This window comes from Nocardioides sp. (assembly GCF_036493135.1).
Classification (GTDB): domain Bacteria; phylum Actinomycetota; class Actinomycetes; order Propionibacteriales; family Nocardioidaceae; genus Nocardioides.
The window spans coordinates 1-22,710 of sequence record NZ_DASXQG010000074.1 but is presented as its reverse complement, the minus strand read 5'-3'; the positions used below and the strand labels follow the sequence as shown (position 1 = coordinate 22,710).

The window sequence follows — 22,710 nt, the reverse complement described above, 5'->3', positions numbered from 1 at the left end:
GATCGACGACAAGGAGTTCACGCCGCAGCAGATCAGCGCGTTCGTGCTCCAGAAGCTCAAGCGGGACGCCGAGTCCTACCTCGGCGAGACCGTGACCGACGCGGTGATCACCGTGCCGGCGTACTTCTCCGACGCCCAGCGCCAGGCGACCAAGGAGGCCGGCGAGATCGCGGGCCTCAACGTCCAGCGCATCGTCAACGAACCCACCGCGGCGGCGCTGGCCTACGGCCTCGACAAGGGCGACAGCGACCAGACCATCCTCGTCTTCGACCTCGGCGGCGGCACGTTCGACGTGTCCCTGCTGGAGGTCGGCAAGGACGACGACGGCTTCTCCACCATCGAGGTGAAGGCGACCTCCGGTGACAACCACCTCGGTGGTGACGACTGGGACACCCGGGTCGTCGAGTGGATGGTCAAGAAGTTCAAGGACGGCAACGGCGTCGACCTGGCGAAGGACAAGATCGCCATGCAGCGCCTCCAGGAGGCCGCGGAGAAGGCGAAGATCGAGCTCTCCTCCTCGAGCGAGACCACGATCCACCTGCCCTACATCACCCACGGTGAGTCGGGCCCGCTGCACTTCGAGGAGCGCCTCACCCGGTCGGAGTTCCAGAAGATGACCTCCGACCTGCTGGACCGCACCAAGTCGCCGTTCCAGTCGGTGCTCAAGGACGGCGGCGTCGACGTCGCCAAGATCGACCACGTCGTTCTGGTCGGCGGCTCCACCCGGATGCCGGCCGTCACCGACGTCGTCAAGGACCTGCTCGGCGGCAAGGAGCCCAACAAGGGCGTCAACCCCGACGAGGTCGTCGCGGTCGGCGCCGCACTCCAGGCCGGCGTGCTCAAGGGCGAGGTCAAGGACGTCCTGCTCCTCGACGTCACCCCGCTGAGCCTCGGCATCGAGACGAAGGGTGGCGTGATGACCACCCTGATCGATCGCAACACCACGATCCCGGCGAAGCGGTCGGAGATCTTCACCACCGCCGACGACAACCAGCCGAGCGTCGAGATCAAGGTCGCGCAGGGCGAGCGTCAGATGTGGGCTCAGAACCAGCCCCTCGGCAACTTCGAGCTGACCGGTCTGCCTCCGGCGCCGCGCAACGTGCCCAAGATCGAGGTCACCTTCGACATCGACGCCAACGGCATCGTGCACGTCTCCGCCAAGGACCAGGCGTCCGGCCGCGAGCAGTCGATGACGATCTCCGGCGGCAGCGCGCTGGGCAAGGACGAGATCGACCGGATGGTCAAGGAGGCCGAGCAGTACGCCGCGGAGGACGCCGCGCGCCGCGAGGCCGTCGAGACGCGCAACCAGGCCGACTCGCTGGTGTACTCGACCGAGAAGTTCTTGGGCGACAACGCCGAGAAGATCCCGGACGAGGTCAAGACCGAGGTCCAGGCCGACGTCGACGCCCTCAAGGCGATCCTGGAGAACGCCGAGGCCACCTCGGAGGAGATCCAGGCCGGCGTCACCAAGCTCGGTGAGTCCAGCCAGAAGATGGGCGCCGCGATGTACGCCGCGGCCGAGGCGGAGCAGTCCGCGGCCGGTGGCACGGACAGCTCGACCGGTGCCGCGGACGACGACGTCGTCGACGCGGAGATCGTGGACGAGCCCGGCGACGACAGCGATGGTACGACCGGCACGGACGGCGAGGACGAGTCCAAGTGACCGCACGGCGGAGGGGGGAGCCGCAGGAAGCGGCTCCCCCTCCGACCGAGGGGGAGGAACCCGTGGCACCCCGGCCAGCAGCACACACCGAGACCGACGTTCCCGAGACGGCCGTCGCGCCGGGAGACCATGACATCAGCGGCGTCGACAACTTCATCGAGGAAGGGGGCCCACTGGAGCCGTCCGACCTGTTCGATGACGAGCTCGACGATGTCGCCGGTGGCCCGACGACGCCGGATGCCGCGCAGCTCGAGAAGGCGCTCACCGAGCGCACCGCCGACCTGCAGCGGCTCCAGGCCGAGTACCTCAACTACAAGCGCCGGGTCGATCGCGACCGGGAGCTCGTCCGCGAGAACGCGACGTACGCCGCGCTCGCGCCGATCGTCGACGTCCTCGACACCATCGATCGCGCCCGTGAGCACGGCGAGCTGGACGAGGGCTTCCAGGCGGTGGCCGACCAGCTCGAGCGAGTCGTGTCGAACGCCGGCCTGGTCAAGTACGGCGAGCCCGGCGACGCGTTCGACCCGCGCATCCACGAGGCGCTCAGCCACATCGGGGAGGATCCCGACGTGGAGGTCACCACGTGCAAGGTGATCGCCAAGGCCGGCTACCGCATCGGCGAGCGCGTCGTCCGCGCGGCGCAGGTGCTGGTCGTCGATCCGGCGAGCAGCTGACCATCCGCCGCTGAGGACGCCAACCCGACGACACACCCGACGAGACACGAGAGGGGAGGGAATCCGTGAGCGACACCGGCGCACGCGCCGACTGGGCGACGAAGGACTACTACGCCGAGCTGGGCGTGGACAAGAAGGCCACCCAGGCCGAGATCAAGAAGGCCTACCGCAAGCTCGCGCGCGCCAACCACCCCGACTCCAACCCGAGCGACACCGCCAAGCACGAGAAGTTCAAGGCCGTCGCCGAGGCCTACGACGTTCTCGGCGACGAGGAGAAGCGCACGAAGTACGACGAGTTCCGGAGCCTCTACGCGGGCGGAGGGTTCCGAGGCGGCTTCCCCGGCGGGTCCTCGGACGGCGGGGTCGGGTTCGACCTCGGCGACCTGCTGCGCGACCGGGCCGGCGGCTTCGGCGACATCTTCGGCGACATCTTCGGTGGCCGGGGCGGTGCGGGGACCCGCGCCCGCACCCGTCCGGTCCGGGGCGCCGACGTCGAGAGCAGCGCGACGATCGCCTTCACCGACGCGCTCGACGGCGTCACGATCAGCCTGCGGCTGACCTCCGACGCGGCCTGTCCCGACTGCCACGGCACGGGCGGCAAACCCGGGACGCAGCCGCGGATCTGCCCGGAGTGCGAGGGCGCCGGGTTCATCGTGAACTCCTCCGGCGGTGGTTTCTCGATCAACGAGACCTGCCCGCGCTGCGGCGGTCGTCAGCTGATCTACGACGAGGCCTGCCCGACCTGCCACGGCACCGGTCGCGGTACGTCGGCGCGCACCATCCAGGCGCGCATCCCCGCCGGCGTCAAGGACGGCCAGCGCATCCGACTGCGCGGCAAGGGCGGCGCGGGCGAGAACGGCGGAACCAACGGCGACCTGTTCGTCACGGTCAAGGTCACGCCCCACCGGCTGTTCAGCCGCAAGGGCGACAACCTCACGCTCGACGTTCCCGTCTCGTTCGATGAGGTGGCCCTCGGTGCCGAGATCAGGGTCCCGACGCTCGGCGGCGGTCCGGTCACGCTGAAGGTCCCGGCCGGCACCCCGAACGGCCGCACCTTCCGCGTGCGTGGCCGGGGCGCCACCAAGAAGGACGGCACCAAGGGCGACCTGCTCGCGACGGTGCAGGTGCAGGTGCCCGCGCGGCTGAACGAGCCCGCGCGCGAGGCGATCGCCGCCTACCGTGCCGCCGGCGTCGAGGGCACGCTGCGGGCCAACCTCTTCGAGAAGGCCGCTGATGCCCCGGCGTGAGCCGCGTGCTGCCGGCCCCGACGCCGCCGTCTACGTGATCTCCGTGGCGGCCGAGCTGTCGGGCCTGCACCCGCAGACCCTGCGCTCCTACGAGCGGATGGGCCTGATCATGCCGGGCCGCACCGGCGGCGGTGGGCGCCGGTACAGCCACCACGACATCGAGCTGCTCCGCGAGATCGCGTCGTTGACGGCCGGCGGTGTCGGCATCGAGGGCGTACGCCGCATCCTCGAGCTCGAGCACCAGGTCGCCGCCCTCCGGTCCCGCAACGCCGAGCTCGTGGCCGAGCTCGCCGCCACCCGCGACGCCGTCCGCGCGCCGGCGACACCCAGACGTACCGACGCCAACCGACTGCCCGTGCTCCGCCGGCCCGACCCCTCCGCCTCCGTCGTGGTCTGGCGCCGCTCCCGCGACTGAACGGCGCCAGGACCGGTGCGGGCGGTCAGCCCAGCAGGGCGGGTCCACCCCTTGGTGGTTGAGACCTGCCTCTCGACGTAGGCGACGTTGGTAGGTTCCGCGGATGGACGCGCTCCGGGAGGCGGTCGACGAGGTCGCGGCTCGCACCGGGTTCTCCGGCGTGGTCCGTGTCGACGTCGCCGGTGACACCGAGATCTGCTCCGCCTACGGGTTCGCCGACCGCGCCCTCGAGATCCCGAACACCGTCGAGACGCAGTTCGGGACCGCGAGCGGGACCAAGGGCCTGACCGCTCTGGTGGTGATGGCGCTCGTTGAGCGTGGCACCCTCGAGCTCTCCACCACCGCACGGTCACTGCTGGGCCGCGACCTACCGCTGATCGCCGGCGACGTGACCGTGGAGCACCTGCTCGCCCACCGGTCGGGGATCGGCGACTACCTCGACGAGGACGCTCTCGACGACATCACGGCGTACGTGATGCCCGTGCCCGTGCACCGGCTTGCCACGGCCGAGCAGTACCTGGCGGTGCTCGACGGCTTCCCGAGCGTGTTCCCCGCGGGCGAGCGCTTCGCCTACAACAACGGTGGGTACGTCGTGCTCGCGCTCCTGGCCGAGCGCGCGAGCGGCGTCGGCTACCACGAGCTGGTGCGCACGCTGGTCTGTGAGCCCGCGGGCATGGTGGACACCGCCTTCCTGCGGTCGGACGAGCTCCCCGGCCGGGCGGCCCGGGGCTACCTGGCAGTCGACGGCCTGCGCACCAACGTCCTCCATCTCCCCGTCCTCGGTGTCGGCGACGGCGGCATCTATACGACGGCGAGCGACCTGCACGCGTTCTGGGAGGCCCTGTTCGCCGGACGGATCGTCGGCGCCGACACGGTCCGCGAGATGGTCCGACCGCGTAGCGACTTACCGGAGGAGTCGAAGCGTTACGGCCTCGGCTTCCACCTGCACGCGACCGGCGACGAGGTCTGGCTGGAGGGGTACGACGCGGGCGTCTCGTTCGCCAGCTCACACACGCCCTCGACCGCGACCACGGTCACCGTCATGTCGAACTGGTCGGACGGCGCCTGGCCGGTCGTCAAGCTGCTCGGCGAGCGGGTCAGTTAGCGGGTGGAGCCATCCGCCTGATGGCCCAGCCGAGGAGGATCAGCAGGAGGCCGAGCACCGTGGCCATCGCCGCGACCCCGAAGGCGACCACCGACGTGAACAGGCTCGCCTGAAGGAACGACGCCGTCATCACGGTGTCCCGGTTGGGGTCGTCCTGCGGGAGCTCGGCGTACGTCTTCCCGCCGGCGATGTCCTTGGCGTGCTTGCCGATCGTGATCGCCTGGGAGTACGCCGTGAACGGCCCCTTCACGTCCTTGCCGGCGAACATGTCGGCGTCGTCGGACACCACGATCTTCTGGTCGGACAACGTCTGCTGGACCGCGATGTAGGCGACCACCCCTGCGACCGCGAAGACGATGCCGGCGATGATCAGGATGACGCCGATGCTGCGGACTCCGCCACGGCCGGTCGGCTGGGTCGTGCCGGTGCTCCCTGCTGTCGTGTCGGACATGGTTTCCTCCCTGTGGGTGAGCCCGTCACCGCGACTCATGATCGTGACCGGTGCCGGAGGGAACCTCCCCTGATCCGGGTGACGCAGACTGGAGGCATGGACCTCTCGGCAGACTCGAATCTCGTCTGTTCTGCCGACGTGCTGCCGGCGTGCTGCCGGCGTGCTGCTGACGCGATCCGACGGCCGCACACTGCTGGTCCGGCGAGTCACTGGTTGCCGGGGCGGAGAGCGCGAGGTCAGGGAGGAGCTCGACCCGGAGGTGCGGGTGACGCGACTGCTGGCCGTGCAGCACAAGTCCGCATGCGTCCACGGCGTATGTCGACGGCGACAGGGTGCTCATCTGAGTCCCAAAAATGTCGAAGTTGAGGGGAATCGACTCAACTTCTGGCTCGTTGGGAAGGGTAGAGGGCCACAGTGGTGCCTCGCACGATCGATCTGCGCTGGTTTCGAGACGGTCGCTGCGCGACCTCCTCAACCAGCGGAAGAGGACGACATGAGCCAGTTCGGGGCCGAGAAGTTCACGACCCGCAGCCGCGAGGCGATCGAGACCGCCCAGCTCGCGGCGACCACCGCGGGCAACACCCAGACCGAGCCGGTCCACCTGCTCGCCGCGCTGCTGCGCGACGCCGACGGTACGGCGCGCCAGCTCGTCGGCAAGGCGGGCGCGGACGCCGCGGCGCTGGCCGCCCAGGCCGAGAGCGCCGTGCAGGCGCTGCCCAAGGCGAGTGGTGCGACCGTGCAGCAGCCGGCCGCCTCGCCAGCACTCACCCGGGTGCTGGCCGGCGGGCTCGACCTCGCCGCGTCGATGAAGGACGACTACGTCGCGACCGAGCATCTGTTGATCAGCCTGGCGACGGTCGAGTCGCTCGCGCAGAAGCTGCTGTTCGACGCGGGTCTCACCGCCGACGGGTTGCGCGAAGGGCTGACGGCCTTGCGCGGCAACCGCCGGGTCACGAGTCCCGAGGCGGAGTCGACGTACGAGAGCCTCGAGAAGTACTCCGTCAACCTCACCCAGGCCGCCGAGGACGGCAAGCTCGACCCGGTGATCGGGCGCGACTCCGAGATCCGGCGCGTGATCCAGGTGCTCTCGCGGCGTACCAAGAACAACCCCGTGCTGATCGGCGAGCCCGGAGTCGGCAAGACCGCGGTGGTCGAGGGACTCGCCCAGCGCATCGTCGCCGGTGACGTGCCCGACTCGCTCAAGGGCCGGCGGCTGTTGTCACTGGACCTCGCTGCGATGGTGGCGGGCGCGAAGTACCGTGGCGAGTTCGAGGAGCGGCTGAAGGCCGTGCTCGAGGAGATCAAGGACTCCGGCGGCCAGGTGATCACCTTCATCGACGAGCTGCACACCGTGGTCGGCGCGGGTGCCGGTGGCGACTCAGCGATGGACGCCGGCAACATGCTCAAGCCGATGCTGGCGCGCGGCGAGCTCCGGATGATCGGCGCGACCACGCTCGATGAGTACCGCGAGCGCATCGAGAAGGACCCAGCGCTCGAGCGCCGCTTCCAGCAGGTGTTCGTCGGCGAGCCCTCGGTCGAGGACACGATCCAGATTCTGCGTGGCATCCAGGAGAAGTACGAGGCCCACCACGGCGTCCGGATCACCGATGCCGCGCTGGTCGCCGCCGCCACCCTCAGCGACCGCTACATCACCGGCCGCCAGCTGCCCGACAAGGCGATCGACCTGATCGACGAGTCGGCATCGCGGCTGCGCATGGAGATCGAGTCGTCGCCCGAGGAGGTCGACCAGCTCCGCCGTACCGTCGACCGGCTCAAGATGGAGGAGTTCGCGCTCGAGAAGGAGACGGACGCGGCCTCGAAGGAGCGGCTGGAGAAGCTCCGCGCAGATCTGGCCGACTCCGAGGAGCAGCTGCGCGGGCTCGAGGCCCGATGGGAGAGCGAGAAGGCGTCCCTCGAGGGCGAGGGCGAGTTCCGTCGCGCTCTCGACCAGCTGCGGATCGAGGCGGACAAGATGCTCCGCGAGGGGAACCTCGAGGGCGCCTCGAAGATCCGGTACGAGTCGATCCCCGAGCTGGAGAAGAAGCTCGAGGCGGTCGAGGCGTCCGAGAAGAGGGACGTCGAGCCGCTGGTCGGCGAGGAGGTCGGCGCCGAGCAGATCGCCGAGGTCGTCGAGGCCTGGACCGGCATCCCGACCGGCAAGCTCCTGCAGGGCGAGACCGCCAAGCTGCTCGAGATGGAGGACGTGATCGGCCGGCGCCTGATCGGGCAGCGTGACGCCGTACGCGCGGTGAGTGACGCCGTACGACGGTCGCGGGCCGGCATCTCCGACCCCCACCGGCCGACCGGGTCGTTCCTGTTCCTCGGTCCGACGGGCACCGGCAAGACCGAGCTGGCCAAGTCGCTGGCGGAGTTCCTGTTCGACGATGAGCGCGCGATCGTCCGCATCGACATGAGCGAGTACTCCGAGAAGCACTCGGTCGCCCGGCTGGTCGGCGCGCCTCCGGGCTACGTCGGGTACGACGAGGGCGGCCAGCTGACCGAGGCCGTCCGCCGGCGTCCCTACTCCGTCGTACTGCTCGACGAGGTCGAGAAGGCGCATCCCGAGGTGTTCGACATCCTGCTCCAGGTGCTCGACGACGGGCGCCTGACCGACGGCCAGGGCCGCACGGTGGACTTCCGCAACACGCTGCTGATCCTGACCTCCAACCTCGGCTCGAACTTCTTGGTCGACCCCACGCTCGAGCCACAGGCCAAGCGCGACTCCGTGATGTCGATGGTGCGCGCCAGCTTCAAGCCGGAGTTCTTGAACCGGCTGGACGAGATTGTGGTGTTCGACGCGCTGTCGAAGGACGAGCTGGCGCACATCGTCGACCTGCAGCTGTCGCTGCTGGAGAAGCGGCTGGCGGTCCGCCGGATCACCATCGACGTCACCGAGACCGCCCGGGCCTGGCTGGCCGAGACCGGCTACGACCCGGCGTACGGCGCCCGCCCCCTGCGGCGGCTCATCCAGACCGCAATCGGCGACCGGCTCGCCCGGCTGCTGATCAGCGGTGAGGTGACCGACGGCGGGAAGGTGACCGTCGACGTCGCGGACGGCGAGCTCACCCTGCAACCCGCCTGAGGACCGGCGCCCTCAGAGCCGGCGGAGTGTGACGCAGCCGCTCTCGTCGTCTGGTCCCACCAGCATCGACGGCCAGCAGGTTGCGCACTTCGTTCCCTCTCTTGACGACGAGTCGACGGCCCGGTCATGGCGGGTCACGGTGGAATCTCCATGCGCCGAGGCCGAGGATGACCACTAGGTAGACAACGATCTCGAGCACCGCTGCGCCGGGGGTCGGTGTGCGTAACGCGTTCGGGCCGGTGACGGGATGGGTGCTGACGAGTGCGTCGGCGGCGTTGGCGATCAGCCAGCGGTCGGGCAGGTACGTGATGCTCTCGATCGCCCGGGCCGCCGGCCATGCCAGGAACAGGACGGCAACCATGGCGGACAGGGCCAGTGCGGTGTGCCGGAGCAGGGCGCCGAGCCCGTACCCCAGCACGGTCACCACGGTGAGCACCAGCGTGGCGCTCACCAGGGCGCGGACGACGCCGGGGTCGTCCCAGGAAGCGTCCAGTCCTTGTCCGCGCAGCGCGGTCTGGCCGAGCGTCCAGGTCGCCACCACGGTGATGAGGCTCAGCGGCGCCGACACCGATGCCAGCACGACCAGCTTCGCCACATAGACGTTCCCGCGGCGAGGTACGGCGGTGAGTGTCGAGGAGATGGTGCCGTGTGCGTACTCGCCGGTGGCGACCAGAGCGCCCCAGGCGCCGAGTGCGAGCTGGGTGAACTGGAACCCGGTCAGGGCATCGGCGGTGGGGTCGAAGCCCATGCGGTCAGCGCTCGACAGGGAGAACCATGACGCCGCGACCGAGTGCAGTGTCATGACGCCGATGACGAGTCCGACGAAGTTGGCGGTCAGCAGGAGTGCCCAGGTGGAGCGCAACCCGAACACCTTCACGACCTCGGCGCGTACCGCAGAACCGGACACGCGCGGGAGACCCGGTGTCCTTCTCACTGGAGGCCTCCGGGTTGCGGCTGGTCGGGTGGAGCCGAGTGGGTCGAGAAGGGAGAGGTCAGCCGCAGATACGCGCCTTCGAGGCTGCTGCTACCGGACGTGAGCTCGTCGGGCGTGGCGTCAGCGAGGAGGCGCCCACCGGCGATGACCAACACGCGGTCGGCGGTGACCGCGACCTCGGAGAGCAGATGCGTGGACAGGAGGACCGTGCGCCCTGTGTCGGCCTGTCCTCGCACCACCTGTCGTAGCCACGCTTGTGCTGCGGGGTCCAGGCCGTTGCCCGGCTCATCGAGGATCAGGATGGGTGGCTCGCCCAGCAATGCAGCCGCCAGTCCGAGGCGCTGGCGCATGCCCAGGGAGTACTCGCCGACCCTCTGGTCGGCCGCACCGGTGAGGTCGAGCTGCTCGAGGACGACGCGGATCCGTCGACTGTCGATCCCGTTCGAGGCTGCCAAGGCTCGGAGGTGTCGTCGACCGGTCCTGCCGGGGTGAGCCGCCGGTCCGTCGAGCAGGGATCCGACCCAGGTCAACGGGCGGGCCAGCGCCCGGTACGTCGTACCGCCGACCAGGCACTCGCCCTCGGTCGGCGTGGTGAGGCCGAGCAGCATCCGGATCACCGTGGTCTTCCCGGCGCCGTTGGGGCCGAGCAGGCAGGTCAGCTCGCCGGGGCGCAGCCGGAAGCTGAGCTCGTCAATGACCCGGTGCGGACCGTAGGTCTTGCCGACACGGTCGACGACCACGGGGTCCTGGACATCTGGCAAGGAGGGCATGCCCCCAGACTCGAGTGCCCGATCCGCATGCGCATCGGGCGCCCGACGGGTTCCTGACCAGGTGCGCACCGGTCTCGAGGACTATGTCTGGCGGCAGAGGCCCGGGGCGGGGTGGAGCCGTAGGCTGCTCGGATGCGGAACCGCGGCGCGGCGTTTCGTCTCGCCATGCCAGTGACGGCTGTGGGCGCCTGTGCCCTGGCCATCGTAACGACCGGCTGGGTGTACCTGTGGTGGGTTCCGATGCTGATCCCGGTCGGCCTGGCTGCCCTCTTCTCCCCCCTCCGACTCGCTCTCGCGGCACTGATGATCGCCGTGGTCGCCCCGGCGTTCTATGTCTCCACCTCGGATCGAGCCGTGCTGCTCGCTCTCATCTGCACCGTGGTGTGGGCGGCGTGCTGGCTATGGGCGGGTCACCGTGAGCAACAGGTCCGACGAGCCGCTCGCGAGCGGGAGGTTGCCGCCGCCCAGGCCGTGTACGACGAGCGTCTGCGGATCGCCCGCGATCTGCACGACATGGTCTCCCACGGGATGAGCGTGATCACCATCCAGGCGGAGTACGGGGCTTTGATGGGACGGGGTGACCCGGCAGCCGCTCTCCGCGCTCTGCACGTCGTGGAGGACACCGGTCACGAGACCCTCCGTCAGCTTCGCCAGATGCTCGACGTCCTGCGTCGGCCGACCGATCGAGAGGACCCGGGTGGAGACACGCCGCTCGAACCGGCACCGGGTCTCGCCGATCTCCCCGACCTCCTCACCCGGACCGCTGCGGCCGGCCTTCTCGTGGACTACGAGCCGAGTCCCCCACACGACGCGCTGCCCGCAGTCCTGCAGCTGTGCATCTACCGCGTCGTTCAAGAAGGCGTTGCCAATGTGCTGCGACACAGCGGCGCCCGTACAGCCAGGCTGGCAATCGAGCGGGTCGATGAGCAGCTACGGGTCACCCTGAGCAACGGGCCCGGCCTGCGAACGACGTCGCCGGGTCTGCCGGCCGTCCGGGCCGACGTACGGGACGGCACGCCACGACCGGGCCACGGGCTGTCCGGGATCCGAGAACGCGTCGAGATCCTCGGCGGTCACATGGAGGTGGCCACGACCGCCGACGGCACGTACACGCTTCACGTCGTACTGCCGTGCGCCGTGCCGGCGACCGCATCGACGGTGCGCACGTGACGCTACGTGTCGCCGTCGCCGACGATCAGCCATTGGTCCGCGCCGGGATCAGCGGCATCCTCGACGCAGCCGACGACCTGGAGATCGTCGGGGAGGCGGTCGACGGTGCCTCTGCGGTCGAGCTGGCAGCCATGACCGAGCCGGACGTGCTGCTCATGGACGTACGGATGCCGGGCATGGACGGCATAGAAGCGACCCGAACGATCGTGGGTCGGACCAGGACGCGGGTCATCGTCCTGACCACCTTCGACCTCGACGAGTATCTCTTCGGTGCTCTGCAAGCAGGCGCCAGCGGTTTCCTCCTGAAAGACACACCGGCTGCGCAGCTGCAAGAGGCCGTTCGCATCGTCGCGAGCGGTGAGGCACTCCTCGCCCCGGGTGTGACACGGCGTGTGATCGACCGGCTGGTCGAGCAGTCGTCGACCGGTCCTCCGGCCACCAACGCCCTGACGACGGTCACACGACGCGAACGCGAGGTCCTTGATCTGATCGCCCAAGGCCTGTCGAACGCCGAGATCGCCGCACACCTCCACATCACGCACGGAACGGTCAAGACCCACGTCAGTAGCCTGCTGGGCAAGGCGAACGCGCGGGACCGGATCCAGCTCGCCATACTCGCCCACACCACACGATGAAGACACACGCGACATCCCGCTGCACGGCGAATCACGCGGAGTGCCTGTCGCGCCCGTTGTCGGCCCTCTGTCTAGGTGCACCCCGGGTCTTCTGAGCACCTAGAGTCGGCGGCGTGTCGAGTCGACTTGCAGTCGTGACCGGAGCCAGCCGAGGGATCGGTCGGGCGCTGGTCCAACGATTGACCTCGACAGGGATGGCTGTGGTGGCGATCGGCCGCCGGGTATCCGGTCTCGATCAGGTGGCGCAGGAGACTGGCGCCTTTCCCTTCGTACTGGACGTGAGCGACCCGGCTGCCGTCGAGGACGTGTTCGGCCGGATCGCCCTGGACCACGGGGTGCCAGACCTGCTTGTCAACAATGCGGGGATCTCCGGGGGAAGTGGTCTCACGTGGGACGTGATGCCTGAGACGTGGTGGGATGTGCTCGCGGTCAACGTGCGGGGCACCTACTTGTGCAGTCGCGCGGTGCTCCCCGCGATGATGGCGCGTGGAAGCGGTCGGATCATCAATTTGTCCTCAGGGGCAGCGACCTTCCCTGTCGGCCTCGACAATGACGGCACTATCACTTCCGCCTATATGGCGAGCAAGGCGGCGGTCAACCGGTTCACCGAGGCGCTCGCCGGAGAGTGCTTCGCGTCGGGCGTCCGCGTGTTCGCGATGTCGCCCGGCATGGTGAAGACGGACATGACGGCCGAGGTGTTTGCCGACGTGTGGGACGACGAAGACACCTGGACTTCCATGGACACGTCTCTCGATCTCATCTCCGACCTCGACTCGGGGATGCTCGATCAACTCTCCGGACGATATTTCCGGGCCGCCATCGACGACTGGCGATCCATCGCCACCAGAGCCGACGATGTCATCGCCCTCGACACCAACGTCCTACGACTGAGGGACCTCTCCTGACCAGGCCTATGCCTGTGGACTTCGCGCGGACATCTGCGCGGGGCGCGGGAGACCGCAAACTCGGAGCAGCTGGCCCGTGCTCACCTGGTGGTCGGCCTCGCGTGTCAGGGTGACGGCTTGTTGTGGTCGCACAGCATGCTGAGGCGATGACGAGGAGTGCCATGCCTCACCTGTCTGTATCGCTGTCGGTCCAGCCTGACCGAGCAGTCATCGTGACCTGTGTCTGGGACGGGGTTTCTCTCGATTCGAACCAGGTACTTGCTCAAGTCCCGGACACGATCGCAGGGGCACCCAGCGTCGACCTGGGCGGAGACGCCGTCACCGCCCATGACGACCGGGGTCCACTGCCTCTGACCGTCGGTGTTTTCGAAGATGACGAGGCCGGGCCCACACGTTGCTGGCAGGTCGGGCGCAAGACATCGGGCGCCATCGAGTATTCGTACGCGGCCCACCCGGCGGCCGAGGAGCCACAGGCCGCCACGCCGCCCCTGGAGCTTCGTGCCGAGGGAAGTGGACTCTCGGGCGCTTTGAAGTGCTTCGTGCTGCTTCCGCCAGGACCGGAGGACCTCACGTTCGACCTGCATTGGCGCACGCCTACCGAACCGGACAACGCCACGGACGTATGGCTCGGCGTATGCAGCCTCGGAGAAGACGCATCAGCGAGCGCTCCTCTCACAGGGAAGGGGTTGGAGCTCCTCGGGGACACCTACTTCATGTGCGGCGACCTGAGGGAGCAACACCTGCGCGAGGGACCGCTGTCGACGTGGTGGCTCACGCCCCCCGGCATCGACGTCGACTCTTTCAGCGCGAGGCTCGGCACCACCTACGACCTCATGTCACATACGTTCGGTGCCCCCGCCCATCCCTACCGGGTCTTCCTGCGCGCGCACCCCCATCGCGGCGCGAACGCCTCGGCTCATCCAGCCTCCTTCGTGATGGCCATGAACCCGTCGCGGCCCCTGGACGTCGGGTCGCTGTATGAGACGCTCGCGCACGAGCTCGTCCACGAGTGGTTGCACCTGGACGGGTCGGACCACGAGAAGACCTGGTTCGTCGAGGGATCGGCTGACTACTACTCACTGGTGCTGCCGCTACGCGCGGGCATGCTCGACCAAGCGGCGTTCCTTGCGGCGGTGAACGTCGCGGCCCGCGAGTGCTACGCCAACCCTCGACGCGGGCTCTCGATCCAGCAAGCCCAACGGCTGTTCTTCTCCGACTTCCTGGCCCACCGACTGCCCTACGTCAGAGGCATGTTCTACCTCGCCGACCTGGACGCGCGCCTGAGGCGAGAAACGGCTCAGAAGGTGCGGGTCGATGACCTGGTGCGAGGCGTGGTGCGCGACCGCAGCGCGGGCGAGCAGATCGGCATCTCTGGTTGGTGCACCCGCGTCGAGAACACGCTGCACAGTCCCGAGATGCCCCATCTGGACGACCTGGTCATCACCGGGGCGGGCCGTCCTTCCGAGGACGCCTTCGGGTCGCAGTTCGAGATGGAGATGGTCGACGTGCCGGTTCCCGACTTCGGATTCGACTCCTCCACACTCGTCACCGGTCACGTTCGAGGTCTGGTCCCAGCGGGAGCTGCGGACCGTGCGGGACTCCACGATCGAGAAGACATCGAACTACCGCGCTACCCGGAGATCGTGCGCATGAACGTCGGCGATGTCCTCGACATCAAGGTGAGCCGCGGCGGCGACAGTGCGACTATCTCCATTCCGCTCACCGGCGCAACGGCCCTCGTGCCGCAATGGCGCACACGCCAGCACACGACGGACTGACCAGGAGTGAGCATCACCGCCGAAGCGTTCGGAGCCCGGTTGGGACGTGTGGGGACCGCTCGGCGTGAGCGAGGTAGCGTGCCTCGTGCGATTCGGTCTGGTGGGTACGGGGCCCTGGGCGGGCATGGCGCACGGCCCGGGGTTGTTGGCGGCCGAGGGTGTCGAGCTTGTCGGTGTCTGGGGTCGCAGCCCGGAGCGGGCGCGCATTCTGGCGATGGAGCTGGGTGTCTCGGTCTACGACGACTTCGAGGCGCTGCTGGTGGAGGTGGACGCCGTCGCCTTCGCTGTGCCTCCAGAGATCCAGGCAGAGCTCGCGCTGATGGCCGCGAACGCGGGAAAGCACCTGCTGCTGGACAAGCCGGTGGCGTTGACCGTGGCAGCCGCCGACGCCCTGCGTGACACCGCCACCTCGGCCGGCGTGGCCTCGGTCGTCTTCTTCACCGATCGGTTCGCCGATGCATCGCGGACGTGGTTCCGGGAAGTGCGGACCACAGAGGGCTGGCGTGGCGGCTGGTTGCGGTCGTTCAGCTCGCTGCAGGAGCCGGGCAATCCGTTCGGCTCCTCATCGTGGCGGTGGGAGAGCGGGGCCTTATGGGATACCGGCCCGCACGCACTGTCAACGTTGAGTGCTGCCCTCGGCCCGGCCAGGTCGCTCACGGCCGTCGGTGGTGCCGGCGACCTCGTGACTCTGGTGATCCGTCATGAGTCCGGCGCGACCAGCACCGCTGAGCTCACCCTGTTCGCGCCACCGGCTGCGGCCGGATTCGAGGCCGCGGTGTGGGGTGACGCCGGCGTGTCCCGCATGCCCCCACGCCCCGAAGGCTCCCAGTCAGATCTCTTGGCCATCGCGGCCCGGGAACTCGTGGAGTCGGCCGATCGCGGCGTGCCGCACGAGGTCGACGTCACCTTCGGCGCCCGGATCGTGGACCTACTCTCCGACGCCCAGGCCCAGATCGACGCGGCCCGCGACACCTGACGTGCCGGCAACGGCCGAGCAGGCTGGGCGAACGACTCCTGATGAGCTCCCGGGATCAAGAGCACTCGCTAGTCGGCCAACTCCCGGCGGTAGACGCACGGCGTCGACTTGCTCCCCGCAGCTCGCCTGGTTGCGGTTGGGTCTATCGCTGCAATGGCGTGGTCCTGAGGTTCATGCGTTCGCCGGGTCGCTCGAAGATGCTGAGGATCTCGGAGGGTTTCTGGCCGGTGCTGCCGAACCAGTGTGGGATCAGGGGTCGAACTCGGCGACATCGCCTGCGCGAAGGATGAGGTCCTCGTCGCCGAGGATCGGCCGTACGTCTCCTGACAGGACGTAGATCCATTCGTGGCCGTCGTGGCCGTCGTGGCCGTCGTGCACGTCGTGGACGCGTGGCTCTGCTTCGCGCTCGCTCGGGGCGCGCGCCCCGGAGGCCGGTCGCAGCCGGGTCGTTCCTTCGAAAGCAATTCCGAGTCCGAGAAGAGATGCGTGGGCTCTCAGGGCTGTGATCCGAGGAGACTGACGGTGTCGGTGAGGAACCAGGCATTGGCGTTCAGGTCGGGGCTGTACATCACGTAGTCGAGGTGGTCTCCGTTGCCCACGCTCGTGTAGGGAACCTGCAGCTGGTGCCAGGTCAGGTCGCTGAACTTCAGACTGCTGCTGGCCGAGCCGACGACGACTCCAGCGGAACTGACCTCGTTGATCTGCACGACCACCGTTTGGGTCCGCCCGGTCTTCTGGCCCCGCACCCAGACGCTGGCAGCGAAGTTGGCGTTGGCAGTGATGGAAGGCGCCCAGCTGGGTTTCGACACCACCCCGGCCGCCCCGGCTGTGCTGGTGGAACGGATGATCTTCAGGCTGTAGACGCCGTCATGCTGGGCCTTGGAGTAGCGCGCCGTCTTGGAGAAACCGTTGTACAGACCGGTCCACCCGACCTTGTTCGCCTCGAAGCCGGTGTTGGTGACGTACTCCTTGGCCGGCTGGGACGAAACGATCTGGTCGGTGTCGAACGCCGTACACACGCTCCCGGAGGTAGCACAGGCATTGTCGGTCGTCTGAGCCTGCACAGAGACGCGGAACAACTCTCCCACGCTGCCTGACGTCAGCTGCGTCTGCACCGTCTTGGTGATGCTCTGTCCGCCAGCCACATCACCCAGGTCCCAGCTCAGCGTGTTGGCGTTGATCGTCGCGCCTCCGGGGTCGAGCACGGTGAGGTTGGGCGGCACCGTCAAGGACATTCGCGTGCCGACGGCGGTCGAGCCGGAGCGCGTGTTCTGCACCGTCGCCCGGTACGTGAGGTTGTCACCGATCTTGGCGTTGGAGACTCCACCGTCGGTCACGCTGGTGCTCAGCACCGGGTCCCGCGGAGTCACGTTGCCCTGGTAGCCGGTCAGAGTCTGGCTGTACAGGACGGTCCCTTGCGTGCACGCGTCCAGGCTGGGGTTCGGTGGGTACGGCGGGCCGCAGATGAAGTCCAGCTTCATCTCATCGCCACTGAACGTCACACGCAGGTGCTCCAGGTGATTGGTCAGCCACGGCGTCCCCGGATTCTTCTTGACGTTGGTCTCTTCATCGCCGCCGCCTCCGTCGATCACGTGCAGCAGCCCGTGCTTCGGAGCGAGGACCTGACCGTTGTGGATGTGGTGGGCCACGTTCAGGAGGTACTTGCCGTCCGGACGGGCGACCGGTGAGTACTTGTCGGCCAGGGCGTCCAGGACCGGCTGCAGGGTCGTGTCCGAGATCCCGCCGTTCGCGTACGCAGGACGGTGGCCGAACGTCACGATGAAGTAGATGTCGGGGTCAGCCTCCGCCTGCGCCATCAGAGCGTCCGCCGCGGTGTGCCAGCTCGCGAAGGCACCGGACCAGGGCTCGGGATAGCTGATGAAGAGGGCGTGCCCAGCCGTGAAGTAGCCCCAGTCGTCGCCTTGGCAGCCGTTGACGTTCGGGTTCGTCGGTGAAGGGCAACCGGGGCTGGTCGTCAGGCTGGCCGAGTCGAAGGGGATCGTCTGTGCATGGGGTGCGTTGAAGCGGCCCTTGTAGTTGGCGATCGAGTCGCTTCCAGCGGATTCGTGGTTGCCCCACGCGTACTCCATGGCGGTTTGGGTCGCCAACGGGGCGATGTCGTTCCAGTACTGGTGGATCGAAGGGAGGCCGCAGGAGTTCGCGTACGTGATGTCGCCGCCATGGGTGACCACGTCGGGGTGCTCGTCGGCGAGCTGCTGCCACACCTGGCTCATCCACGGCTTGGCGCAGCCGCCGCCGGAGTAGCTGGTGCCGGTGTCGCCGATGTCGGTCCAGACGAAGTCACCGGTCGGGGCGGTCCTGAACGTGTGGTCGAGGCCGCTGGCGCCAATCCGGTAGTGGTAGGTCGTGCCGGGTGCGAGGTTCGTCAGACGGACCTGCCAGAGACCTCCGAGCTCCTTCGGCGCGATGGTGGGCCTGCTCGCAGTCGCTGAATGACCGTACGTCGAGTCGAGTCCGTACTGCACGAGATTGTCCGGGCCGTGCCAGTACAGCCACATCTCGCTGCTCGAGTCACCGAGACTGCTGTGGATCTCGTCGTTCGGTTCCGTGGTTGCCAGTCTGACAACCCGCGAGACATGGGACCCGCCTGTCGTGGTGGGCTCGGTAGGCGAGTGGTGCGTGGCCGCCGCCGCCTGTGGGAGGACCAGTACCCCCCAGCAGAGGGCCGCGCAGCCGCCCCGGAGAAGAAGCCCTCTGAGCAGATGATGCTGGTGCGGATTGACGTTGAGGGTCATGACGGCTCCCAGCCTCGTGTGCTCGGCCACAGCGCGCGATCGCTCTGGTAACCCCGTCGCGCCCCTCCTGGCAGAACCCGGGGAGGAGGAACCGTCATGCGAGACCCGACGGGACGCCCACGCCACGTTAGGAAGCCATGGAGGCACGCCACCACTCCCCAATTGATGAAATTCGCGTCCCCCCGCGTCCCGGGAATGACACCGGACCATCGCGTCCAGTGATGGACCGCGCTCCCGCTACGTGAGCAAGGAGCGAGGTCGCGCGACCGCCACCACCCGTCGGTCTGGCTGGACTCGCCTCGATCCATCCATGTCCTCATGGCTGCCTGGATTGGCGCGACCAGGCCCTTCGCGGCGCTATGGGCTACTCCTCGATGGACTTCGCCCAGAGGTTGATGCCCGACTCGACGGCGTACCGGTCGATCTCGGCCAGCTCGTCGTCGGTGAGCGGCGGGAAGTCGAGGCCGTCGAGGTTGGTGTCGAGCTGTTCGACGCTGGAGGCGCCGATGACGGCGGACGTCACGCGCGGGTCGCGCAGGGCCCACTGCAGCGCGAGCTGGGCGAGCTTCTGTCCACGCCGCTGGGCGACCTCGTTGAGTGACCGCACCCGGTCGAGGACGGCGGAGTCGAGCCCGGCGATCGTCGAGTCCGTCCGCGCCGCACGCGAGTCCGACGGCACCCCGTCGAGGTAGCGGTCGGTGAGCAGCCCCTGCGCCAGGGCCGAGAACACGATGCAGCCCATGCCCTGCTCCTCGAGCTCGTCGAGCAGGTCCTTCTCGATCCAGCGGTTGAGCATGGAGTACGACGGCTGGTGGATCAGCAGGGGAGTCCCGAGCTCCCGGGCGATCGTCGCGGCCTCCTTGGTCTTCGCGCCGGAGTACGACGAGATGCCGGCGTACAGCGCCCGACCGGACCGCACGGCGGTGTCGAGGGCACCCATCGTCTCCTCGATCGGGGTGTCGGCGTCGAACCGGTGGCTGTAGAAGATGTCGACGTAATCCAGGCCCATCCGCCCCAACGACTGGTCGAGGGAGGCCAGCAGGTACTTCCGCGAGCCGCCGCCCTGGCCGTACGGCCCCGGCCACATGTCGTAGCCCGCCTTGGTCGAGATCACGAGCTCGTCGCGGTACGGCGCGAAATCCTCGCGCATCCAGCGCCCGAAGTTCTCCTCGGCGCGGCCGTACGGCGGCCCGTAGTTGTTCGCCAGGTCGAAGTGCGTGACTCCCCGGTCGAAGGCCCGGCGGAGGATCGCACGCTGCGTCTCCTCGGGACGGTCGTCGCCGAAGTTCTGCCACAGACCCAGGGACAATGGCGGGAGCTGCAGACCACTCCGTCCGGTGTGGCGGTAGTCGGTGCGGTCGTACCGGGTGTCGGCTGCCTCGAACGTCATGGGTCCATCCTGCCGTGGTGCAATGGACTGCGTGAGCGAGCCCTCCACCACCCCCTCTCGGCCACCGCAGGTGACCGTCGCCTGCGGCATCGCGATGGTGGGCTCGGTGTTCGTCGTGCTCGCGGTATGGGACCGCATCGCCGGCCTGCACACGATCGACACGCGCGAGACGCTCCGCCCATGGCTCGACGATCCCGTCCTGAGGAAGAGCGGGATCACGATGGCCGACCTGCTCGTCACGGTGAAGATCATCTCGATGATCGCGGGCGCCTGTGCGGCTGCGATCGCGGTGCTGGGCTTCCAGACCCTCCGCCGCAGCCGGAGTGCGCGGCTCGTGATGTCGGTGCTCGCCGTCCCGATGTTCCTGGCCGGACTGGCGGCGGACGGAATCTTCTCTTCGGGCGTCGCGGCTGCGGTCGCCACCCTGTGGTTCGGCCCCGCCCGGGTCTGGTTCCAGGACGGTGCCACCACCGAGAAGCCCGACCGGCCGGCCGCCCCGTCCGCCCCGTCCGCCCCTCGGTCGACCCCGCCCGGTCCCGGTCCCTCTCAGGGGCCGAGCCCCGAACGTCCGCCACCGACCCCGGGATGGCTCGCACCACCGGCCTCGTCGCAGGCCCCGCCGGGCACGCGGTACGCCTGGGCTCCGCCACCGACCTCCCCGTACGACGCGCCTGGACCGCCCGGACCGCCCCGCTCGGCCCGCCCGATCCGCCCGACCCGCCCGAACGCGCTGCTGGGCGCCTGCCTCCTGGTCTGGACCTTCTGCCTGATGACGGCTCTCCTCGTCGGAGGATCGCTGGCCGTCCTCGCGGCGGACTCCGCGACCGTGCTCGACCGCATGCACGAGCAGGACCCCCAGCTCGCCGAGCGTGGGTTCAGCGACCATGACCTGCTCGTGATCGGCTACGTGACCGGATCCCTGGTCATCGTCTGGTCGCTGGCCGCCGGGGCACTCGCGGTGGTCGTGTTCCTGCGGCACCGCTGGGGGTGGTACGCCCTGCTCGTCTCGACCATCGGTGTCGTGATCCTGACCCTGCTCGCGACGTTCGGTTTCATCCTGGTGCTGATCCCGCTCGCGGCTGCGGTGACGACCCTCGCGTTGCTGGTGCGGCCCGAGGTGAAGGCCTGGCTGGTGAGCCGCTGAGGTCGGCGCCGGCCAGTCGCTTCAGTGCCTCCTCGATGACATCTGCCTCCTTGCAGAACGCCCAGCGCACGAGCTGGTCTCCGGCGCCGCTGTCGTGGAACGGCTGCGTCGGGATGGCGACGACACCGGCCCGCTCGGGCAGGGCCAGGCAGAACTCCATGCCGTCCCGCCACCCCAGCGACGTGATGTCGGTGAGCGCGAAGTAGGTGCCCTCCGGGCGGCGTACGTCGAGCCCGAGCGCAGCGAGTCCGTCGCAGAGGAGGTCTCGACGCGACTCGAGGTCGCGGGCGAGCGCCCGTGGCCAGTCCGGCTCGTCGTCGAGGGCGGAGGCGATCGCGGGCTGGAGCGGCGCCCCGGAGGTGAACGTCAGCCACTGCTTGGCGGCCAGCACCGCCGCGACCAGCTCGGGAGGACCCGTCGCCCAGCCGATCTTCCAGCCGGTCACGCTGTAGGACTTGCCGGCGCTCGACAGGCTGAGGGTCCGCTCGAACATTCCCGGCAGCGTCGAGATCGGGACGTGCTCGTGGTCGGAGAACGTCAGGTGCTCGTAGACCTCGTCGGTGATCACGACCAGGTCGTGCTCGATCGCGACGTCGGCGACGGCCTGCAGCTCGGCGCGCGTGAGCACCGTGCCGGTCGGGTTGTGGGGGGAGTTCAGCAGCACGAACCTGGTGCGCGGCGTGACGGCCGCACGAAGCTCGTCGGCGTCCAGGCGGAAGTACGGCGCGCGCAGGGTGACCGGGCGGCGTACCCCGCCGGCCATCTGGATCATCGCGACGTACGAGTCGTAGTAGGGCTCGAGCACGACGACCTCGTCACCGGGGTCCACGAGCCCGAGGAGCGCCGCCGCGATGCCCTCGGTGCAACCGGTGGTGACCAGTACCTGGGTGTCCGGGTCGAGGTCGAGTCCGTAGTGGCGCTGCTGGTGCCGCGCGACCGCCTGTCGGAGTGCGGGTATGCCGATGCCAGGGGCGTACTGGTTGGCGCCGGCGGAGATCGCCTCCTGGGCGGCGTTGAGCACCGAGACCGGGCCGTCGACGTCGGGGAAGCCCTGGCCCAGGTTGACTGCGCCCGTGCGCACCGCGAGCGCCGACATCGTGGTGAAGATCGTCGGCGGGATGCCGTCGAGGCGGTGCGCGAGGGTCATGCCTGCGTGGCGGCCCAGGCCGTGAGCAGCTCCTGCTCACGTTCCGGGGCGAGGCCTTGGCGGGCATGCGACTGGTCTGGGTGGGCCTCGGCCCACGCCAGGGTGTCGCGTACGACGTCGGCGAACGGCCGATGTGTCAGGCCCGCAGCCTCGGCACGCGAGGTGCCCATGGCCAGGGCGAACTCGGCGCTGCCCTCCGACCAGAGCGGGAGCTGGGCGCCGTCGACCCCCTGCTCCACCAGCCAGTCACCGTCGACCGGGATCAGCTCGGTGTCGCTGCCCAGCGCGGACACCGTCTCGGTCAGGAGCTCGCCGAACGTCGTGGACGGCCGGGCAGCCGTGAAGGCACCGGTGGTCCTCTGCTCCGCGAGCCGGACCGTCCAGGCACCCATGTCGCGGGCGTCGACGCACTGCATCGGCGCCTCCAGGGGGCCGGGCGCGATCATCGTCCCGCCGCGGGCCGCGCGC

19 protein-coding genes and 1 pseudogene are annotated in these 22,710 nt (G+C 68.9%); 12 read left to right on the top strand and 8 right to left on the bottom strand.

Annotated elements, in window-relative coordinates; genetic code table 11:
- From dnaK to VGJ24_RS14570, 5 genes are all read left to right on the top strand, one after another.
- On the top strand, positions 1-1,663 hold a 1,663-nt coding region (gene dnaK / locus VGJ24_RS14590), incomplete at its 5' end, for a molecular chaperone DnaK (RefSeq protein ID WP_331501360.1).
- Positions 1,664-1,725: 62 nt separating this feature from the next.
- Positions 1,726-2,337, top strand: coding sequence for a nucleotide exchange factor GrpE (grpE, locus tag VGJ24_RS14585; RefSeq protein ID WP_331501359.1), 612 nt, complete (start codon positions 1,726-1,728; stop codon positions 2,335-2,337).
- Positions 2,338-2,402: 65 nt separating this feature from the next.
- Complete coding sequence (gene dnaJ / locus VGJ24_RS14580) at positions 2,403-3,584, top strand: molecular chaperone DnaJ (RefSeq protein WP_331501358.1); 1,182 nt, start codon at positions 2,403-2,405, stop codon at positions 3,582-3,584.
- Complete coding sequence (locus VGJ24_RS14575) at positions 3,571-3,999, top strand: heat shock protein transcriptional repressor HspR (RefSeq protein ID WP_331501357.1); 429 nt, start codon at positions 3,571-3,573, stop codon at positions 3,997-3,999. The genes dnaJ and VGJ24_RS14575 overlap by 14 nt, the downstream gene beginning before the upstream one ends.
- A gap of 103 nt (positions 4,000-4,102) precedes the next feature.
- A complete protein-coding gene (locus tag VGJ24_RS14570) occupies positions 4,103-5,104 on the top strand; it encodes a serine hydrolase domain-containing protein (protein WP_331501356.1) in 1,002 nt (333 codons plus the stop codon).
- Here VGJ24_RS14570 and VGJ24_RS14565 read toward each other — a convergent pair.
- Entirely contained in the window at positions 5,097-5,555 is a 459-nt protein-coding gene (locus VGJ24_RS14565; protein WP_331501355.1) for an aromatic ring-opening dioxygenase LigA, read from the bottom strand. The genes VGJ24_RS14570 and VGJ24_RS14565 overlap by 8 nt on opposite strands.
- 493 nt (positions 5,556-6,048) lie before the next feature.
- On the opposite strand from VGJ24_RS14565, the gene clpB reads away from it, so the two are divergent.
- Entirely contained in the window at positions 6,049-8,637 is a 2,589-nt protein-coding gene (gene clpB, locus VGJ24_RS14560) for an ATP-dependent chaperone ClpB (RefSeq protein ID WP_331501354.1), read from the top strand.
- Between the two features lie 124 nt (positions 8,638-8,761).
- On the opposite strand, the gene VGJ24_RS14555 is transcribed toward clpB, so the two are convergent.
- Together VGJ24_RS14555 and VGJ24_RS14550 are read right to left on the bottom strand one after the other, a co-directional pair.
- Complete coding sequence (locus VGJ24_RS14555) at positions 8,762-9,544, bottom strand: ABC transporter permease subunit (RefSeq protein WP_331501353.1); 783 nt, start codon at positions 9,542-9,544, stop codon at positions 8,762-8,764.
- A 23-nt stretch (positions 9,545-9,567) separates the two neighbouring features.
- Positions 9,568-10,341, bottom strand: a complete 774-nt coding sequence (locus VGJ24_RS14550) for an ABC transporter ATP-binding protein (protein WP_331501352.1) — start codon at positions 10,339-10,341, stop codon at positions 9,568-9,570.
- A gap of 165 nt (positions 10,342-10,506) precedes the next feature.
- Between VGJ24_RS14550 and VGJ24_RS14545 the strand changes: the two genes are divergently transcribed.
- From VGJ24_RS14545 to VGJ24_RS14525, 5 genes are all read left to right on the top strand, one after another.
- Positions 10,507-11,511, top strand: a complete 1,005-nt coding sequence (locus VGJ24_RS14545) for a sensor histidine kinase (protein ID WP_331501351.1) — start codon at positions 10,507-10,509, stop codon at positions 11,509-11,511.
- The gene (locus tag VGJ24_RS14540; RefSeq protein ID WP_331501350.1) at positions 11,508-12,146 is read left to right on the top strand and encodes a response regulator transcription factor; all 639 of its coding nucleotides are present in this window, start codon (positions 11,508-11,510) and stop codon (positions 12,144-12,146) included. Before VGJ24_RS14545 ends, VGJ24_RS14540 begins: the two co-directional genes overlap by 4 nt.
- A gap of 134 nt (positions 12,147-12,280) precedes the next feature.
- On the top strand, positions 12,281-13,051 hold the full coding sequence (locus tag VGJ24_RS14535) for an SDR family oxidoreductase (RefSeq protein ID WP_331501349.1): 771 nt from the start codon (positions 12,281-12,283) through the stop codon (positions 13,049-13,051).
- Positions 13,052-13,737: 686 nt separating this feature from the next.
- Positions 13,738-14,829 (top strand): hypothetical protein, encoded by a 1,092-nt coding sequence (locus VGJ24_RS14530; protein WP_331501348.1) that lies wholly within the window; start codon positions 13,738-13,740, stop codon positions 14,827-14,829.
- 64 nt (positions 14,830-14,893) lie between these two features.
- Entirely contained in the window at positions 14,894-15,805 is a 912-nt protein-coding gene (locus tag VGJ24_RS14525; RefSeq protein ID WP_331501347.1) for a Gfo/Idh/MocA family oxidoreductase, read from the top strand.
- Between the two features lie 249 nt (positions 15,806-16,054).
- Here VGJ24_RS14525 and VGJ24_RS14520 read toward each other — a convergent pair whose 3' ends face one another.
- The 3 genes from VGJ24_RS14520 to mgrA all read right to left on the bottom strand — a co-directional run bounded on the left by VGJ24_RS14520 (position 16,055) and on the right by mgrA (position 19,951).
- Positions 16,055-16,183 carry a cupin domain-containing protein gene (locus tag VGJ24_RS14520; RefSeq protein ID WP_331501346.1) on the bottom strand — a complete coding sequence of 43 codons (129 nt, stop codon included), beginning with the start codon at positions 16,181-16,183 and terminating at the stop codon, positions 16,055-16,057.
- Positions 16,184-16,299: 116 nt separating this feature from the next.
- Positions 16,300-18,561 carry a fibronectin type III domain-containing protein gene (locus tag VGJ24_RS14515; RefSeq protein ID WP_331501345.1) on the bottom strand — a complete coding sequence of 754 codons (2,262 nt, stop codon included), beginning with the start codon at positions 18,559-18,561 and terminating at the stop codon, positions 16,300-16,302.
- A 364-nt stretch (positions 18,562-18,925) separates the two neighbouring features.
- Positions 18,926-19,951, bottom strand: coding sequence for an L-glyceraldehyde 3-phosphate reductase (gene mgrA / locus VGJ24_RS14510; RefSeq protein WP_331501344.1), 1,026 nt, complete (start codon positions 19,949-19,951; stop codon positions 18,926-18,928).
- Between the two features lie 31 nt (positions 19,952-19,982).
- Here mgrA and VGJ24_RS14505 point away from each other — a divergent pair, with 31 nt between their 5' ends.
- A complete protein-coding gene (locus VGJ24_RS14505; RefSeq protein ID WP_331501343.1) occupies positions 19,983-21,095 on the top strand; it encodes a hypothetical protein in 1,113 nt (370 codons plus the stop codon).
- Here the strand turns inward: VGJ24_RS14505 and VGJ24_RS14500 are convergent.
- Together VGJ24_RS14500 and VGJ24_RS14495 are read right to left on the bottom strand one after the other, a co-directional pair.
- Positions 21,004-22,242, bottom strand: a complete 1,239-nt coding sequence (locus VGJ24_RS14500) for a pyridoxal phosphate-dependent aminotransferase (RefSeq protein ID WP_331501342.1) — start codon at positions 22,240-22,242, stop codon at positions 21,004-21,006. The genes VGJ24_RS14505 and VGJ24_RS14500 overlap by 92 nt on opposite strands.
- A pseudogene (locus VGJ24_RS14495) lies at positions 22,239-22,710 on the bottom strand (hypothetical protein); the annotation flags it as partial. The pseudogene VGJ24_RS14495 and the gene VGJ24_RS14500, both read right to left, overlap by 4 nt.

Excerpts from the sequence above, each read along its gene's own strand:
- VGJ24_RS14565 (WP_331501355.1), bottom strand. The coding sequence starts at position 5,555 with ATGTCCGACACGACAGCAGGGAGCACCGGCACGACCCAGCCGACCGGC.
- VGJ24_RS14575 (WP_331501357.1), top strand. The coding sequence starts at position 3,571 with ATGCCCCGGCGTGAGCCGCGTGCTGCCGGCCCCGACGCCGCCGTCTAC.
- VGJ24_RS14545 (WP_331501351.1), top strand. The coding sequence starts at position 10,507 with ATGCCAGTGACGGCTGTGGGCGCCTGTGCCCTGGCCATCGTAACGACC.
- mgrA (WP_331501344.1), bottom strand. The coding sequence starts at position 19,951 with ATGACGTTCGAGGCAGCCGACACCCGGTACGACCGCACCGACTACCGC.
- VGJ24_RS14500 (WP_331501342.1), bottom strand. The coding sequence starts at position 22,242 with ATGACCCTCGCGCACCGCCTCGACGGCATCCCGCCGACGATCTTCACC.
- clpB (WP_331501354.1), top strand. The coding sequence starts at position 6,049 with ATGAGCCAGTTCGGGGCCGAGAAGTTCACGACCCGCAGCCGCGAGGCG.
- VGJ24_RS14550 (WP_331501352.1), bottom strand. The coding sequence starts at position 10,341 with ATGCCCTCCTTGCCAGATGTCCAGGACCCCGTGGTCGTCGACCGTGTC.
- VGJ24_RS14570 (WP_331501356.1), top strand. The coding sequence starts at position 4,103 with ATGGACGCGCTCCGGGAGGCGGTCGACGAGGTCGCGGCTCGCACCGGG.
- VGJ24_RS14515 (WP_331501345.1), bottom strand. The coding sequence starts at position 18,561 with ATGACCCTCAACGTCAATCCGCACCAGCATCATCTGCTCAGAGGGCTT.